Here is a 16,256-nt window from a genome sequence, read left to right as displayed (position 1 = left end):
CAAACGGGTTTTTGTACTGGCCCCGGAATCCGCTAGAGTTCACCACGTCGCCGGGACGCGGAAGCGGACCGGATCGGCAGGCGGACGTAGCTCAGTTGGTAGAGCGCAACCTTGCCAAGGTTGAGGTCGCGAGTTCGAACCTCGTCGTCCGCTCGAAGGAACGGGGGCCTCCCGGGCCCCTGCGCTCCTGGTGGAGTGGCCGAGAGGCGAGGCAACGGCCTGCAAAGCCGTCTACACGGGTTCAAATCCCGTCTCCACCTCCATGGACGATTAGCTCAGCGGGAGAGCGCTTCCCTGACACGGAAGAGGTCACTGGTTCAATCCCAGTATCGTCCACTGGATCTTCGGATCCTCCGCGCGATTAGCTCAGCGGGAGAGCGCTTCCCTGACACGGAAGAGGTCACTGGTTCAATCCCAGTATCGCGCACGCACCGCCCACGATCTGCTCCTCGGAGCGATCATGGTCCCGAGGACGATTAGCTCAGCGGGAGAGCGCTTCCCTGACACGGAAGAGGTCACTGGTTCAATCCCAGTATCGTCCACCACCCCGGAACCCCCGGCCGCCGAACGGCCGGGGGTTCCGTCGTCCTCGGGACGGGGTCAGGACGAGAACAGCATGCGGCCGAAGCCCTTGTTCCGGTGGTGGCCGTAGTGGTGACCGCCGTGCGGGGCGCCCCAAGCGGGCTGCGGTGCCGCCGGGTACGCCTGCGGGGCGGCGGGCGGCGCGGGAGGCGGCGCGGACTGGGACCACTGGGCCTCCAGCCGGGTCAGCGACTCGAGTTCGCCGTAGTCGAGAAAGATGCCTCGGCAGCCGCTGCACTGCTCGATCTGGACACCGTTGCGGTGGTAGGTGTGCATCGGCGCACGACACTTCGGACACTGCATGTTCGGTCAACTCCTCGCCGGTCGGCCCTGCTTCGTGGTTCGCCAGGACAGACTCCGTCCGGCTGCGGTCGGTTGCACCCTACTTCGTCGACTTGTGCGTCAACTGGCCCGGGACCGCGACCATTCGCCGGCAGGCGTCGATCACGGCACGGTCCAACTCGTCCAGGTCCCGCCCGTCCGCCACCGCCTTGGTGACCGTTCGCGCGGCGGTCTGCACCGTAAGGGCGCGGGCCGGGACGTCCAGGACCGCCCAGGGGTCTTCCTCCGAGCCGAACGCGGTTCCGCCCGCGGCCCGGTAGGAGTCGAGGAACCGCATCCACTCCTCCCCCGGCAGCAGCCCGCAGGCGAACCAGGCCGCGGGGCGTCCGAGGTCCCAGGCCGGGGTGCCCGCGCCCAGATCGTCGATGTCTATCAGCCGCCAGGGTCCCTCGGGCAGGCGTACCAGCTGGCCCAGGTGGAGATCGCCGTGGCACAGGGTGGCCGGCTGCGGCATGGGTGCCTCGGCGCGGGCCCAGGCGGGCAGGGCCGCCCAGGCCCGCAGCACGGGAGCCACGGCCGGGTGGTCGCCGACGGAGCGGAGCCCGGCGACGGCGCGGGCCGCCTTGAGGGGACCGCGCATGTCCGGCGCCGACTCGGGCACGGGTGTGCGGTGCAGCAGGGCGAGCAGGGTGCCGACGGCCTCCCAGGGGGCGGTGTGGGGATCGTCCGGGTCGACCGGGCTGCCGTACGGCCAGAAGGTCACGAGGCGTCCGTGCAGGTCGACCGGTGCCGGCCCGAGTGGGGGCAGGAACACGTCCGGGAGCCCGGCGGAAATGGTGAGGCGCCCGGCCAGCTCACCGGCGTCGGCGTCCGGGGCGTGGGCCTTCGCGACGGTGTCCGCGTGCCGGACGACGGTGCCGTCCGGACGGTCGGCCAGGGTGCCGGTCGTCCCGCAGGGGCAGGTGGGGGTACGGGTGTGAGCGATGCCTTCGGCCCGGGCGGTGAGTTCGGGAAGGAGGGTGGTGGCTGTCACGGGGCTCCCTGGGTGCGGCCTGAGGAGAGGGTACGCGGGGGCGTGACCGGCGTTGGCCAGTGGTCGGGAAGACACGGCTGCTCTCAGTGACGAGGCACCGGTGGGCGGTGACGGCTGCGTGAGCCGGCGACACTCGCGAACACCGCCCGCCGCAACAGCCCCGTAGGCACCGCAACCACTCATTGAGGAACCCCCACAGACAGCCACCACGTCCGCGAGAGCGCGCGCCGGCTTGGGCGCAAAGACGCGCAATGCCGGCGCAGCTCCCCAGCTGCGCCGGCATTTGTGCCGTCCGCCGCACCCCCGTCCCCACGGGGTTTCATGGGTGGATGTCCCCGCCCGGACCGCTCTTCCGGGCCTGGGGTCGCCGCTCAGCGCCCCAGCATCTCTCCCACGGACGACGCCTGTGTGGTCACCGTCTCCCACCCGTCGAAGACCAGGAGGAGCAGGACCGCCAGGGGGAGGGCCATGAGCGTCGCCACCACGGGGTGGCGGCGGCCCTCGCGGCGCGGGCGGAACGCGGCGGTGCCCGCCTGCTGTACCCGCGTGCGGACGAGTGTCCGCGGTGCCGTGTGGGCCATGACCCCTCTCCTGACCGTTTCTGTTGTCATGTTGCTTCAGGTGCCCTTGTGCGCCTAGGGCAGCGGCGGACGTCCGACCTCGGGGGACGAGTACCGCACCCGCCGCTCGACCTCAAATCTAGGGGCCCTGCGCCGCTCGGACGTCATGCCCTCGTACCGATTGCCGGGCCTCCCGGAGGATGAGCCATGACCTGCGGTGTACTCCCCTGGGTGGAGACGGACTCCTCCGTGTCAGGGACATCCCCGAGGGAACAGCCCCTCCGGGACGTCCCGCCCCGCTCCTCGCCTACGCGGAGTCGTCCGCCCTCGGCACCGGCTGCTCGACCAGCGCGAGCACGCGGTTCGCCATGAAACGGGCGGTCCGCACCACCGAGCCCGTACGCGTGACTTCACTCACTTCCACCACGCCCCTGCGCACCGCTGTCTCCACCCTGCGGCCCGCCCTGCTCGCCACCACCTCGTACACCCGCGTCGTGTCCCCCGCGTCCACGACTATCTCCACACGATCGCCCTTCACTTGATCAATCCCCCTTCGGTGTCAAGTGGTTGGGATCATGCTCGGGCGCGAGCCCGTCCTGCTCGCGCCTCCCCTGACCACCCTTCGAGTTTCCCACCCACCACTGACAATCCGTCGTCGCGAGAGGGCGCGGCCTCTGCCCACGGGCGCCCGGGGAAACGTAAGCTGAGGCACGTCACAGGACCGGGCAGCGGGGATGAACATGGCGATGATGCGCCTGAGGCGCGAGGACCCGCGCGTCGTCGGCTCTTTCAGACTTCACCGACGGCTCGGCGCGGGTGGGATGGGCGTCGTCTACCTGGGCTCCGACAAGAAGGGGCAGCGGGTGGCGCTGAAGGTCATCCGGCCCGATCTGGCGGAGGACCAGGAGTTCCGCTCGCGGTTCGCCCGCGAGGTCTCCGCCGCGCGCCGGATCCGCGGCGGGTGCACGGCCCGCCTGGTGGCCGCCGACCTGGACGCGGACCGGCCGTGGTTCGCCACGCAGTACGTGCCCGGCCCGTCGCTGCACGACCGGGTCGCCGACGAGGGGCCGCTCGGCGCGGCCGAGGCCGCCGCGGTCGGCGCGGCCCTGTCGGAAGGGCTGGTCGCCGTGCACGAGGCCGGGGTGGTGCACCGGGACCTGAAGCCGTCCAACATCCTGCTGTCCCCGAAGGGGCCGCGGATCATCGACTTCGGCATCGCCTGGGCCACCGGTGCCTCGACGCTCACCCACGTCGGTACGGCGGTCGGCTCCCCCGGCTTCCTCGCCCCGGAACAGGTGCGCGGCGCGGCCGTCACCCCGGCCACGGACGTGTTCTCGCTGGGCGCCACGCTCGCGTACGCGTCGATGGGCGACTCGCCCTTCGGACACGGCAGTTCCGAGGTGATGCTGTATCGCGTCGTGCACGAGGAGGCTCATCTGCACGATGTCCCGGACGCGTTGGCGCCACTCGTCCGCGCCTGTCTGGCGAAGGACCCCGAGGAGCGGCCCAGCACCCTCCAGTTGTCGCTGCGGCTCAAGGAGATCGCCGCGCGGGAGGGCCAGGGATTCACCGACGTACGTCCGCCCGCACCGCGCGGCGCGGAGACGGAGCGGGTGACCGGACGGCAGTCCGGCACCTACCCGGACCGCGTGCAGCGTCGGGCCCCGGGACAGCAGGGCACGCCCGGGGGCCGGGCCACTCCCCCGCCGTCCGGGGCGTCCGCCGGACGCGGTGCCGCTCCGGTCGGGAGCGGGCCGTCGCCGCGGCGCGGCGACCGGCGGGTGCCCGCGGCGCGCGGGGGCGGCGCGTCACGCGGTGGCGCCTCGCGCGGTGGTACGCCGTCCCGGTCCGGGCCGCGGTCCACGTCGGGCTCCCGGAGCTCGACCCGGTCGGGCACCGGCTCCCGTCGTCCCGGGTCCAGGACGACGGGCGGCGGGCTGCGTCCGGCCAACCCGCGGCTGCTCCGGCAGCGGCTGTTCGTGTTCGTCGTGGTGACGCTGGTCGTCGCGGTCGGCATCGCCCTGGTTCAGGGCTGCCAGGGTTCGGCGCGCGGACTCGGCGACGACGGCGGCAACGGCGTGCGGGCCCAGCAGGAGTGGGGGCGGAGCGGCTACGAGCCGCCGGCGCGGGCGACCTCATGTCCGAGCGGTACGTGTCGACGAGGGACCGGGACGACTGACCCGGCCGGGATCCGGACCGCGCTCGCCGAGTCCCCAGTCTTCGGCTCGGTCTTCGACCCGTGGTTCGACGCCCCTCACGGGGCCTGGCCTCTGCCGTTCCTGTTCCACCGGCCGGCCCGTCGCCACCGCGTAGAAGGCGACCGCGGCCGCGGCGCCCACGTTGAGGGAGTCGACGCCGTGGGACATCGGGATGCGCACCCATTCGTCGGCCGCGACCAGGGCCTGGGTGGACAGCCCGTCGCCCTCCGCGCCCAGCATGAGGGCGACCCGGTCCATCCGGTGCGGGGCTGCCTCGTCGAGGCTTCGGGCCTTCTCGTCGGGTGTCAGGGCGAGGAGAGTGAAGCCCGCCTCGCGGACCGATTCCAGGCTCTTGGGCCAGCTGTCCAGCCGGGCGTACGGCACGGAGAAGACCGCGCCCATGGAAACCTTGACGCTGCGGCGGTAGAGCGGGTCGGCGCAGTCCGGGGAGAGCAGGACGGCGTCCATGCCGAGGGCCGCCGCCGAGCGGAAGACGACCCCGATGTTGGTGTGGTCGTTGACCGACTCCATGACCACCACCCGGCGGGTGGTGCGGAGGAGTTCGGCCGCCGTGGGCAGCGGCTTGCGCTGCATGGAGGCGAGCGCGCCGCGGTGCACGTGGTAGCCGGTGACCTGTTCGGCGAGTTCCGGGCTCACGGCGTAGACAGGGGCGGGGAGTTCGTCGATGACGTCACGCATGACGTCGACCCACTTGGCCGAGAGCAGCATGGAGCGCATCGCGTAGCCCGCGTCCTTGGCGCGTCTGATGACCTTCTCGCCCTCGGCGATGAACAGGCCCTCGGCGGGTTCGCGTGTGCGGCGCAACTCCACGTCGGTCAGGCCCGTGTAGTCGTGCAGGCGCGGGTCGTCGGGGTCCTCAATGGTGATGAGATCGGCCACGGGGGTGATACTGCCTTGTCCTGGATGTGGTGCCGACGGCTGGGATCGGCCGTGTTACCGAAGGTTACTTTCGGGTGTGTCGCCTGGGGTCACCGCGAGGTCCGCGAAGGCTTCGGAGCTTGCGCGGACGGGGGGCCGACGTTCACGACCTCCCCTATGACGATCACCGCCGGCGGCTTGACCTCCTCGGCGCGGACGGTCTCGGCGACCGTGGCGAGGGTGGCGTCGACGCGGCGCTGCGCGGCCGTGGTGCCCTCCTGGACCAGGGCGACCGGGGTGTCCGGGGACCTGCCGTGCGCCACGAGGGTCTCGGCGATCCGGCCGATCTTGTCGACGCCCATGAGGACCACCAGGGTGCCGGTCAGCTTCGCCAGGGACGGCCAGTCGGCCAGAGAACGCTCGTCGTCGGGCGCGACATGGCCGCTGACCACGGTGAACTCGTGGGCCACACCGCGGTGGGTGACCGGAATCCCGGCGGCGCCCGGCACGGAGACGGAGCTGGAGACGCCGGGGACGACCGTGCACGGGATGCCCGCCTCGGCGAGCGCCTGAAGCTCCTCCATGCCGCGGCCGAAGACATACGGGTCGCCGCCCTTGAGCCGGACCACCGCCTTGCCCTGCCTGGCGTGTTCGATCAGCGCGTTGTTGATGGCCTCCTGCGCCATGAACCGGCCGTAGGGGATCTTCGCCGCGTCGATCACCTCGACGTGCGGAGGGAGTTCGGCCAGCAGGCCGCGCGGGCCGAGCCGGTCGGCGATGACGACGTCCGCCTCGGCGAGCAGCCGGCGTCCGCGCACGGTGATCAGGTCCGGGTCGCCGGGACCGCCGCCGACCAGGGCGACGCCCGGGGTGCGGGTGCGGTGGTGCGGGGCGACAAGGGTGCCGTCGCGCAGGCCCTCGACCACGGCGTCACGGATCGCGGCGGTGCGGCGGGGGTCGCGGCCCTTGGCGTCCGTGGTGAGGACGGCGACCGTGACGCCCTCGCTGTGCCCGGTGGCCGGGGTCCAGGCGGTGGCCCGGTCCGCGTCGTCGGAACGGACGCACCAGACGCGGTGGCGTTCCGCCTCGGCGGAGGCCCGGGTGTTGGCCTCGTCGTCGCCGGTGGCGATCAGGGCGTACCAGGCGTCCGCGAGGTCGCCCTCGCTGTACCGGCGCCGCTCCCAGGTGATCTCGCCGGCGTCCGCCATCGCCTCCACCGACGGCGTCGCCTCAGGGGAGATCAGGAGGATGTCCCCGCCGGCCGCGATGAGGGCGGGCAGGCGGCGCTGGGCGACCTGGCCACCGCCGAGCACGACCACTCGGCGGCCGGTGAGGCGGAGGCCCACGGGGTAGGCGGGGTGTTCGGCCATGAGGTACGGCTCCTCGTACAGGCGGCGTGCGCGGGCGCTACGGCACTGGAGCGGCCCTGACGTGCGGGGTTCGGATGGGGATTTCAGCGTACGGCGGGGGTGGGGCGGCGGCGGCGGAACACCGGCCGTCGCCCCGCCCCCGCCGGGTGCCTGCTACTTCTCGGTGACGCCCGCCGAGTCGAACGTCGCCACCTCGTGCATGGCACGCGCCGTGCTCTGCACCATCGGCAGTGCGAGCAGCGCGCCCGTGCCCTCGCCGAGGCGCAGGTCGAGGTCGACCAACGGGCGCAGACCCAGCTTGTTGAGGGCGGCAACATGGCCGGGCTCGGCGCTGCGGTGTCCGGCGATGCAGGCGGCCAGCACCTCGGGGGCGATGGCACGGGCCACCAGGGCCGCGGCCCCGGCACTGACGCCGTCCAGGATCACCGGCGTACGCAGCGACGCGCCACCGAGGAGCAGACCGACCATGGCCGCGTGCTCGAAGCCGCCGACGGCGGCGAGGACACCGAGGGGGTCGGCCGGATCCGGCTGGTGCAGTTCGAGGGCACGGCGCACGACCTCGGTCTTGCGGACCAGGGTCTCGTCGTTGATGCCGGTGCCCCGGCCGGTGACCTCCGCCGGGTCCGCGCCGGTGAAGACCGAGATCAGGGCGGCGGACGCGGTGGTGTTGGCGATGCCCATCTCACCGGTGAGCAGGGCCTTGTTGCCGGCCGCGACCAGGTCGCGGGCGGTCTCGATACCCACCTCGATGGCCTGCTTGGCCTCCTCGCGGGTCATCGCGGGGCCGGTGGTCATGTCGGAGGTGCCGGCCCGGACCTTGCGCGGCAGCAGCCCAGGGGTGGCCGGGAGATCGGAGGCCACCCCCACGTCGACGACGCAGACCTCGGCGCCCACCTGGGCGGCGAAGGCGTTGCAGACCGCTCCCCCGCCGAGGAAGTTGGCCACCATCTGGGCGGTGACCTCCTGCGGCCACGGGGTGACGCCCTGGGCGTGCACGCCGTGGTCGCCCGCGAAGACCGCGACGGCCGCGGGCTCCGGGACGGGCGGCGGGCACTGGCGGGACAGCCCGGACAGCTGTGCGGAGATGATCTCCAGCATGCCGAGCGCGCCGGCCGGCTTGGTCATGCGCTTCTGCCGCTCCCAGGCCTCGCCGAGCGCCTTGGCGTCCAGCGGACGGATCTGCGCGACGGTCTCCGCGAGCAGGTCGTGCGGGTCCTCGCCGGGCAGCGCGCGCCTGCCGTACGTCTCCTCGTGCACGACCCAGGACAACGGGCGGCGCCTGGACCAGCCGGCCTGCACCAGCTCGGGCTCCTCCGGGAACTCGTCGACGTAGCCCACGCAGAGGTAGGCGACGACCTCGAGGTGCTCGGGCAGGCCCAGCGCGCGGACCATCTCGCGCTCGTCGAAGAAGCTGACCCAGCCGACCCCGAGTCCCTCGGCGCGCGCGGCGAGCCACAGGTTCTCGACGGCCAGCGCGGAGGAGTACGGCGCCATCCGGGGCTGGGTGTGCCGGCCCAGGGTGTGCCGGCCGCCGCGGGTCGGGTCGGCGGTGACGACGATGTTCACCGGGGTGTCGAGGATGGCCTCGATCTTCAGTTCCTTGAACTGCTTCGCCCGGCCCTTGGGCAGGGATTTGGCATAGGCCTCGCGCTGCCGCGTGGCCAGTTCGTGCATGCCGCGCCGGGTCTCGGCGGAACGGATGACGACGAAGTCCCAGGGCTGCGAGTGGCCCACGGAAGGCGCGGTGTGGGCGGCCTCCAGGACGCGGAGCAGGACCTCGTGCGGGATGGGGTCGTCACGGAAGCCGTTACGGATGTCCCGGCGCTCCCGCATGACCTTCAGTACGGCCTCGCGCTCGGCGGCGTCGTAGCCGGGGGCGGGGGCCGGCGGAACCGGCGGGCGGCGCGGCGTCGGGCACTCCGGCGCCCTGGGTGTCCAGGTCGTCCGGGTTCTGGGCCGGTTCGTGCGGGGCGAGTTCCTGCGGGGCGAGTCCGGCCTTCGCCGGCGTGGTGGGCGCCGCTTCGGCGTCGGCGGCGGCGTCGGCCTGGCGGGGTGCGGGCACCGAGGTGGCGGCTTCCGGCGCTGACTGTTCCTCGGTGGGGAGGGGCAGGGGTTGCGGCGGGGTCGGCGCGAGGTACGGGGTGGTCGGCACGCTTCCCTCTACGGGCACGAACTCCCCCAGCGTCTGCTCCGGCTGGGCCTCCAGGGGCACGGTGCCGTCGGGGGCCGACTCGGGTCCGGCGGGAGGGGCCGCGTCCGCGGCGGGGGCCTCGGTGCCCGAGGAGGCCGAGGGCGCGGGAAGGGGTGTCCACGCCTCCTGGACGGGCGGGGCGATGGGAGTGGTCGGAGCCGGGGCCTGGGTCTGGGCCTGCTGCGGTCCCTGGACCGGAGACATGGCCGGGTGGTGCCCGCTGTTCAGGCTCTCGGCGACCGGCTCGGCCTCCGTCCGCCGGAGAAGCGGTTCGGCTGCCATGACGGGAGTGGGCATCGTGTCGGGGGCGGATGCGGCGGGCTCGGGGGCTTCGGCCGTCTCCGCCGGGCCGGGAGCGGGCGCGGGTACGGGAACCGGCTGCTCTGTCTCCGTTACGGAGGTGTGCCCGGGTGCCGGAATGCTGTCAGCTCCGGCCAGAGGTACGGAGGCTGATGCCCCCTCGTCACCGACAGCGGTCGCGGCAGCGGCAGCCGCTTGCGGATCGGCCAGGTCGGTGACCGGGCCGTGGGCCCCGGTGCCCGCCTCGTCGGTCGCTGCGGGGACGGCGGCGTCACCGATCGTCGTCCCCACCTCGACGGCAGCGGCATCTGTTTCGCCCGCGTCGGGCAGGCCGGCGTCGGGGGCGGCGCTTTCCGGCGTCTGAGCGGCCACGGCCTCCTGGTCCGAAGCCCCCGGTACCACGGAAACGACGGGGGTGGGCTCCTCCTGCCCCGCGACATCGACCCCGGCGACCATGGCGTCGGCCGCCTCAGCAGCCTGTCCCTCGGTAGCCAGCGCCGGCACGATCCCGGCACTTCGGCCGGCCTCCGGGGCAGCGGGAGGTACGGCGTCCGCAGCAGGGCTCCCACCGAACCCGTTCGCATCGGCCGCCGTCGGTGCGGGCGCGCTCTCAGCACCCTCGGAGTTCCGCGGCCCCTGTCCGGAACCGGTGTCCGTGTCGGAGGCCCCCGCGTCGCCCTGCCATGTCTCCGTGGCCGCCACCCCTGGCGCAGGTGTCTCCGATGCCGCAGGTGCCGTCGGTGTCCGCGATGCGGCCACCGGCGGAACGCCCTGCGGCGCGGCCTGCGCCTGAGCCGCGTCGCCCGCCTCCGGCGAGACGCGGGCGACGAGCGCCTGGGCTGCGCCCATCGGCTGCGGGGAAGGAACAACCGTTTCCACTCGGGCCGCCGAGCCCGCGCCCACCGACGCCGGGGCACCCCAGGGCTCCGCCGCCTGCGGGGCCGCCTCCCGGGTCCGCAGCACGTCGAGGTACTCGGGGCCGACGGTCGGCGGGCCGACCTGGCGTACCGGCACATCGGCGGGGCCGCGGTCGGCGAGCGAGCGGACCGGGCCGGCGGTGGCGCTGGGGATCGGCGGGCCGAGGTGCAGCGGACGGCGCGGCACCGCCGGCGCCTCCGGCTCGTGCGTGAACGCCGGGCCGGGTGCCTGCGCCCGCTCCGGTTCGGGGAGGCGGACACCGCCGAGGTCGACCGAGCCGGTGTCCCGGCCGGCCCTCTCGTGCGGTCCCGGCTCGTGCACGGTCTCGACGACCGGCTCGGGCGCGGGTGGGGCGACCTCGTTGCCCCAGGCGCCCTGGGCGCCGGGCAGCAGCAGTTCTTCGTCTTCGGCGGAACTCTCGGAGAGGTAGGTGTACGGGTCGGGCGCGGGGACGCCCGGCTGCTCCACCATGCCTGCGTTCTCCGGCAGTCCCTCGCCCGGGACCTGGCCGGTGTCGGTCATGCGTACCCCTCGCCCATCGGTTAGTGCTCCTACTACCAGCTCACCCGGAACGGCGCACCGACCGCCCCACACTGAAGAACGAGCGTGCGTCCCCAGCGGCACGAACGGCCTGCCGAAAAAGGCGACAAAGCCATTCACTGGCATTGTCACTGCCGTACGGCCGTCGCGTCAGCTTGATCGGCGACGGTTCCGCTGTGGACTGCGCCACGTTGCGCGTCCTTGGGTTCTGCCGTACCACACACACCTCAAAACAGGTGTGTTTTCGGGACATTTGCCGACGAATCGGCGAGCGTCCGAGTTGCGGTACAACGATCGGCCAGCCTACCGCGCGCGATATGACAACCCGATCACGGGGACGGCATCGTCACCGGGCGACGCGATCAGGGGGTGCGCGCGGGCAGTACGCCGCTGAGCAGGAACGCGACGCTCCGCTCCGTCTCCGTCCAGGTCCTGGTGTCGAGTTCGACGGACTGCAGGAGGGCGCACTCGACGCCGTAGCCGTGTTCCGTCAGTTCCCGGCCGACGCGTTCGGCCGCGTCGCGGGTGGCGGCGTGCGTGACGATGCGCTGCGGGCGGCGGTCGGCGACCGCCATGACCACGGCCGCTCCCCCGCCGCCGACCCGGACGACGTCCGGTTCCGGGAGGTCCTCCAGGACGTGCGGGGCGGTGCCGTGCACGATCTGGAGCTGGACGCCGTACCGGCGGGCGGTGGACTCGGTGCGCGCGCAGGCCCGCGGGTCGCTGTCGACGGCGATGACCGCGGCGCCGGCCCGTGCCGCCTCGGTGGCGAAGGCACCGCTGCCGCAGCCGATGTCCCACACGAGGTCGCCCGGCCGCGGTCCGAGCCGGGCAAGTTGGGAGACGCGCAGCGGCTCCCGCTCGCCCTCGGCGAGTTCGCCGCCGTAGGCCTCGGCCGGCAGCGACCAGCCGCGCGGGCCGGCGGCGGGGTCGCGTCCGGCGATCCAGCCGCCGGACTCGCCGGTGGCGGCCGGGCCGCCGATCACGATGACGACGTTGGGGTCCCGCCAGGTGTGGTCGGCGGCCTTGTCGGAGGTGACGACGCTGACCTGCTCGCGAGCGGTGCCGAGTTCCTCACAGATGACGAAGGTGCGATGGACGCCCTGCAGGAGCAGACCCAGTTCGGCGGGACCTGCGCCGGGGGAGGTGAGAACCGCCACTTTGGTATGGGCTCGGCATACGTTCACCGCGCGTCGCAGGGTTCGGGGGTGTGCGACGACCACCTGTGCGTCGTCCCAGGGCATTCCGGCCCTGGCGAAGGCGGCGGCGACCGAGGAGACGGCGGGGACGACCTCGACCTCCAGGCCGAACTCGGGTGCGCGCAGGGTTCGTACGACGCCGAAGAAGCCGGGGTCGCCGTCGGCGAGGACCACCGCCGTGCCGCGGTGGCCGGCGACCCGGCGGGCGGCCAGGGCGGCGCTGCCGAGCCGGACGCGCTCGGCGCCCGCGGGTACCTCGGGGAGTTCCAGATGGTGCGGGGCGCCTGCCACCAGTGTGGCGGCGCCCAGTGCGGCGCGGGCCGCTGCGGTCAGCGGCGAACCGTCCCAGCCGATCACCGTGACCCGGTCGGCCATCGTCGTCAGTCTCCTGGGTTGTGCGCGGGTCGTCTGGAGGTGTGCGGGTCCGTTGTCGGCCGCTCCGCCCGCGGACGGGCGGGCTTGGTGAGAGTACCTGGTACGGCCATGCAGCGGGTGGACGGTACCGCCGGCCACGGGTTCGCGGAGGGTCAGCTCCAGTCGGTGAGGGTGGTGAACTCGCCGGTGTCGGCCAGGGGCCCGGACGCGCCCTCGAGGTCCTCCGGCAGCAGGCTCCAGACGATGAAGTCGGTGCGCACGTCCGTCCAGCCGCCGTCCTCGGTGCGGACGTGGGCTATGCAGGCGTTGCGCAGGACGCCTTCACTGATGCAGCCGATCTTCTGGGCGACCTGTTGCGAGGCGGTGTTGTCGGCGGCGGTGCGCAGCTCGACGCGTTCCAGCTTCTGGTCGCCGAAGAGCCACTGGGCGGTGGCGAGCGCGGCCTCGGAGGCGTATCCCTCACCCCGTGCCCAGGGGGCGACGATGTACGACAGTTCGGTGGACCGGATGTGCCAGTCGGTGCCGGTGAGCCGGATGACGCCGACCAGGCGCTGGGTGAGGAACTCGGTGACGGCGAGATCGAGTCCGCGTCCGGCCATCCGTTCGGCGGGGGCCTCCTCGGTGATCCAGGTGCGGGCGGCCGGTTCGGTGAAGGGCCGGGGAACATCGGTCCAGGCGGCGACCTGTTCGTCGTTCATCATCTCGGTCAGGGCGGGGACGTCGTCCGCGTCGAGGGGACGCAGCACCAACCGCTCCGTGCTGATGGAGATGTTGGGGAAGGTGCTGCTCGTCATGCGCCGCTCCGTAACCTTCGAGACCGTCGGGTGCTGCTGAACTGCCCAGCATGCAGCATGAAAGCACCGAACCGCACCACGGGGTCCACCCCGTGTGCCGGAGTGGACCCCGAGAGTGCCGAACGGGTGGCGGGCGCGACGCGGACCGCTGTGCGCCCCGTGCCGGTGGTGCCCGTCGGGCGGATCAGAAGGCGGCGACGACCGAGCCGGCGTACTTGTCGTCGATGAACTTCTTGACCTCGTCGGAGGTGAGGAGCTCGGCGAGCTTCTTCACGCGCGGGTCGTCCTCGTTGCCCTCCTTGACGGCCAGGAAGTTGGCGTGCGGGTTGCCCTCGGCGGACTCGAGGACGAGGGCGTCCTCGGCCGGCTCGAGGTCGGCCCCGATCGCGTAGTTGCCGTTGACGACCGCGGCGTCGACATCGGCCAGTGCGCGCGGCGTCTGGGCCGCCTCCAGCTCCTTGAACTTGAGCTTCTTCGGGTTCCCGGTGATGTCCGAAGGGGTCGCCTCGAAGCCGACGCCGTCCTTGATCGTGATGATCTTGTTGGCGGCGAGCAGCTGCAGCGCGCGTCCCTCGTTGATGGTGTCGTTGGGGATGGCGATGGTCGCACCGCTCTTCAGCTCGTCGGCCTCCTTGACCTTCTCGGAGTAGAGACCGAGCGGCTCCAGGTGCACGTCGCCGGCGGGCACGATGTGCGTGCCGTTCTTCTTGTTGAAGTCGTCGAGGTACGCCTGGGTCTGGAAGTAGTTGGCGTCCACCGAGCCGTCCTCCGTGGAGGTGTTCGGCGTGACGTAGTCGGTGACTTCCTTGACCTCCAGGTCGAGCCCGGCCTTCTCGGCCAGGTTGTCCTTGACGAAGTTGAGGATCTCGGCGTGCGGCACGGGGCTCGCGGCGACGGTCAGCGAACCGGAGGCGTCGGACCCGGATTCCTCCTCCGAGCCGCAGGCGGTGAGGCCGAGGGTGAGGGCTCCGGCGGCGAGGACAGCGGTGGTGATCTTGATGGTGTTACGCACGAAAAGTGCCTTTCCTTCAGGGTGGTGCGGCCCCCGCTCGGGGTGGTGCGGGGCCTTCGGGGGAAGTGGGGATCAGGGGTACGCGGAGGCTGAGGGCCGGGCCGGGGTCACCCGGCCTTGCTGAGGTCGGCCGTCGCCTTCTCCGGCCCCTTGGCCTTGAGCAGCCGCAGCTTCGGGCCGGCGCCGGGCGTCCGCCGCGGTGGTGCAGGGAGCGTGCCGCGTAGTCGCCGGCGAACTGGATGAGGGAGATGACCACGGCGAGGATCGCGACGGTGATCCACATCAGTCCGGTCTCGAAGCGCTGGTAGCCGTAGCGGACGGCGAGGTCGCCGAGTCCGCCGCCGCCCACGGTGCCGGCCATGGCCGAGTAGCCGATGAGGGCGATGATCGTGGTGGTGGTGCTGGCGATCAGCGAGGGCAGCGACTCGGGCACGAGAACCCTGCGGACGATCGTCCAGGTGTTGCCGCCCATGGCCTGCACGGCCTCGACGAGTCCGTGGTCCACTTCGCGCACGGCCGTCTCGACGAGCCGGGCGAAGAAGGGGATGCCGCCGATGGCGAGCGGCACGATCGCGGCCTCGCTGCCGATGGTCGTCCCGGTGATCCAGCGGGTGAAGCTCATCAGGGCGACCATGAGGATGATGAACGGCATCGAGCGGCCGACGTTCACGATCTGCCCGACGACCTTGTTCACCAGGCTGTTCTGCAGCAGCCCGCCCCTGTCGGTGAGGACGAGCAGGACGCCGATCGGGAGACCGACGACGACAGAGATCAGGGTGGACCAGCCGACCATGACCAGCGTTTCCCCACACGCCTGTTCCAGCAGCGGCTGCATCTCGGACCAGGTCACTTGGCCGCCTCCTGCACGAGGGTGCGCGCGGCCTGTTCCGCCTGCGCTGCCCGCTCGACAACGTCGATCTGGAGCCCCTGCTCCCGCAGGAAGCCGATCGGTACGACGTTGTCCTCGTAGCGGCCCGGGAGTTCGATGCGCATCCTGCCCACCTGGAGACCTCCGACGGTGTCGATGGCGGCACCGAGGATCGATATGTCGATGTGGTAGGTGCGGGCCAGCTGGGAGATGACCGGCTGGGTCGCGCTCTCACCCTGGAAGGTGACGTCCAGGACGGTGCGGTCGTCGCCCGAGGCCTCACCGGCGACCGGGAACAGCGCGGAGGCCAGTTCGGAGCCGGGGGTGGCCAGGAGTTCGGTGACCGTGCCGGACTCGACGACGCGGCCGTTCTCCATGAGCGCGGCCGAGTCGCAGATCGACTTCACGACGTCCATCTCGTGCGTGATGAGCAGGACGGTCAGGCCGAGCTGACGGTTCAGGTCGCGCAGCAGCGCCAGGATCGAACGGGTGGTCTCCGGGTCGAGGGCGCTGGTGGCCTCGTCGGACAGCAGCACCTTCGGGTCACCGGCCAGGGCGCGGGCGATTCCGACACGCTGCTTCTGGCCGCCGGAGAGCTGGGCGGGGTATGCCTTGGCCTTGTCGGCGAGGCCCACCAGGTCGAGCAGTTCCAGTGCCTTGCGGGAACGTTCCTTCCCCGACTGGCCGAGGATCTCCAGCGGCAGTTCGACGTTGTCCTGCACGGTGCGTGAGGAGAGCAGATTGAAGTGCTGGAAGACCATGCCGATACGGCTGCGCGCCCGCCGCAGTTCCCGTCCCGCGCGCGGCCCGCGCCCGGCCAGGGCGGTGAGGTCCTGCCCGGCGACGGTCACGGTGCCCGAGGTGGGGCGCTCGAGCAGGTTGACGCAGCGGATGAGGGAGGACTTGCCGGCGCCGGACTGGCCGATGACGCCGTAGACCTCGCCTTCGCGGACGTGCAGGTCGACGCCGTCCAGGGCGGTGACCTCGCGTCCGCGTGAGCGGTAGACCTTGGTGAGGCCCGAGGTGGTGATCACGTGAGTATCCGTCACTGTCGAGTGCGCGGCACGTCGTGGCGCCGGGCACGAGGCATTCAGGGTCGAAAGCAGCCCGTACGCGGCACGGCTTCTCCCGAGCGCGGCGGAGGTGAACCGTGGA

Annotated in this window: 9 protein-coding genes, 5 tRNA genes and 4 pseudogenes; 6 read left to right on the top strand and 12 right to left on the bottom strand. The window is 72.3% G+C overall.

All coding sequences use genetic code 11. The annotated features are described in order from the left end of the window. The first annotated feature begins 80 nt into the window (after window positions 1–80). The 5 genes from WJ438_RS32795 (at window position 81) to WJ438_RS32775 (ending at window position 545) form a co-directional block, all read left to right on the top strand. A tRNA-Gly gene (locus tag WJ438_RS32795) sits at window positions 81–153 on the top strand. Window positions 154–189: 36 nt separating this feature from the next. Further along, window positions 190–263: transfer RNA gene (locus WJ438_RS32790), tRNA-Cys, on the top strand. A gap of 1 nt (window position 264) precedes the next feature. Further along, window positions 265–336 (top strand) — tRNA-Val (locus WJ438_RS32785). Window positions 337–355: 19 nt separating this feature from the next. Further along, window positions 356–427: transfer RNA gene (locus WJ438_RS32780), tRNA-Val, on the top strand. Window positions 428–470: 43 nt separating this feature from the next. Continuing rightward, window positions 471–545 (top strand) — tRNA-Val (locus WJ438_RS32775). A 55-nt stretch (window positions 546–600) separates the two neighbouring features. Here WJ438_RS32775 and WJ438_RS32770 read toward each other — a convergent pair. The 4 genes from WJ438_RS32770 to WJ438_RS32755 form a co-directional block, all read right to left on the bottom strand. Further along, window positions 601–885, bottom strand: coding sequence for a zf-TFIIB domain-containing protein (locus WJ438_RS32770; protein WP_406728423.1), 285 nt, complete (start codon window positions 883–885; stop codon window positions 601–603). A 79-nt stretch (window positions 886–964) separates the two neighbouring features. Next, window positions 965–1,897 (bottom strand): aminoglycoside phosphotransferase family protein, encoded by a 933-nt coding sequence (locus WJ438_RS32765; protein WP_406728422.1) that lies wholly within the window; start codon window positions 1,895–1,897, stop codon window positions 965–967. 371 nt (window positions 1,898–2,268) lie between these two features. Continuing rightward, window positions 2,269–2,478: a hypothetical protein gene (locus WJ438_RS32760; RefSeq protein WP_406728421.1), complete on the bottom strand. Its 210-nt coding sequence runs from the start codon at window positions 2,476–2,478 to the stop codon at window positions 2,269–2,271. Between the two features lie 286 nt (window positions 2,479–2,764). Next, the gene (locus tag WJ438_RS32755; protein ID WP_406728420.1) at window positions 2,765–2,995 is read right to left on the bottom strand and encodes a hypothetical protein; all 231 of its coding nucleotides are present in this window, start codon (window positions 2,993–2,995) and stop codon (window positions 2,765–2,767) included. Between the two features lie 196 nt (window positions 2,996–3,191). On the opposite strand from WJ438_RS32755, the pseudogene WJ438_RS32750 reads away from it, so the two are divergent. Beyond that, window positions 3,192–4,580, top strand: a pseudogene (locus tag WJ438_RS32750) (serine/threonine-protein kinase); the annotation flags it as partial. A 165-nt stretch (window positions 4,581–4,745) separates the two neighbouring features. Here WJ438_RS32750 and WJ438_RS32745 read toward each other — a convergent pair. From WJ438_RS32745 to WJ438_RS32710, 8 genes and pseudogenes are all read right to left on the bottom strand, one after another. After that, window positions 4,746–5,555 (bottom strand): annotated as a pseudogene (locus WJ438_RS32745) (TrmH family RNA methyltransferase); the annotation flags it as partial. Window positions 5,556–5,644: 89 nt separating this feature from the next. After that, window positions 5,645–6,904 carry a uroporphyrinogen-III C-methyltransferase gene (cobA, locus tag WJ438_RS32740; RefSeq protein ID WP_406728419.1) on the bottom strand — a complete coding sequence of 420 codons (1,260 nt, stop codon included), beginning with the start codon at window positions 6,902–6,904 and terminating at the stop codon, window positions 5,645–5,647. A 153-nt stretch (window positions 6,905–7,057) separates the two neighbouring features. Then, window positions 7,058–10,835: pseudogene (cobT, locus tag WJ438_RS32735) on the bottom strand (nicotinate-nucleotide--dimethylbenzimidazole phosphoribosyltransferase). A gap of 380 nt (window positions 10,836–11,215) precedes the next feature. Next, complete coding sequence (cbiE, locus tag WJ438_RS32730) at window positions 11,216–12,427, bottom strand: precorrin-6y C5,15-methyltransferase (decarboxylating) subunit CbiE (protein ID WP_406728418.1); 1,212 nt, start codon at window positions 12,425–12,427, stop codon at window positions 11,216–11,218. A 152-nt stretch (window positions 12,428–12,579) separates the two neighbouring features. Beyond that, window positions 12,580–13,221 (bottom strand): GNAT family N-acetyltransferase, encoded by a 642-nt coding sequence (locus WJ438_RS32725; RefSeq protein WP_406728417.1) that lies wholly within the window; start codon window positions 13,219–13,221, stop codon window positions 12,580–12,582. Window positions 13,222–13,405: 184 nt separating this feature from the next. Continuing rightward, the gene (locus WJ438_RS32720) at window positions 13,406–14,233 is read right to left on the bottom strand and encodes a MetQ/NlpA family ABC transporter substrate-binding protein (protein ID WP_406728416.1); all 828 of its coding nucleotides are present in this window, start codon (window positions 14,231–14,233) and stop codon (window positions 13,406–13,408) included. Between the two features lie 107 nt (window positions 14,234–14,340). Continuing rightward, window positions 14,341–15,083, bottom strand: a pseudogene (locus WJ438_RS32715) (methionine ABC transporter permease). Beyond that, on the bottom strand, window positions 15,080–16,135 hold the full coding sequence (locus WJ438_RS32710; protein WP_406728415.1) for a methionine ABC transporter ATP-binding protein: 1,056 nt from the start codon (window positions 16,133–16,135) through the stop codon (window positions 15,080–15,082). Before WJ438_RS32710 ends, WJ438_RS32715 begins: the two are co-directional and overlap by 4 nt. Window positions 16,136–16,256 lie beyond the last annotated feature (121 nt).

The organism is Streptomyces sp. GD-15H, from assembly GCF_045291515.1.
Lineage (GTDB): Bacteria > Actinomycetota > Actinomycetes > Streptomycetales > Streptomycetaceae > Streptomyces.
The sequence above is the reverse complement of the archived record's forward strand: the minus strand, read 5'-3'. Positions and strand labels throughout refer to the sequence as shown.

Bases quoted from the DNA above. Each gene is read 5' to 3' on its own strand.
- cobA (WP_406728419.1), bottom strand. From the start codon at position 6,904: ATGGCCGAACACCCCGCCTACCCCGTGGGCCTCCGCCTCACCGGCCGC.
- WJ438_RS32725 (WP_406728417.1), bottom strand. From the start codon at position 13,221: ATGACGAGCAGCACCTTCCCCAACATCTCCATCAGCACGGAGCGGTTG.
- WJ438_RS32770 (WP_406728423.1), bottom strand. From the start codon at position 885: ATGCAGTGTCCGAAGTGTCGTGCGCCGATGCACACCTACCACCGCAAC.
- WJ438_RS32760 (WP_406728421.1), bottom strand. From the start codon at position 2,478: ATGGCCCACACGGCACCGCGGACACTCGTCCGCACGCGGGTACAGCAG.
- cbiE (WP_406728418.1), bottom strand. From the start codon at position 12,427: ATGGCCGACCGGGTCACGGTGATCGGCTGGGACGGTTCGCCGCTGACC.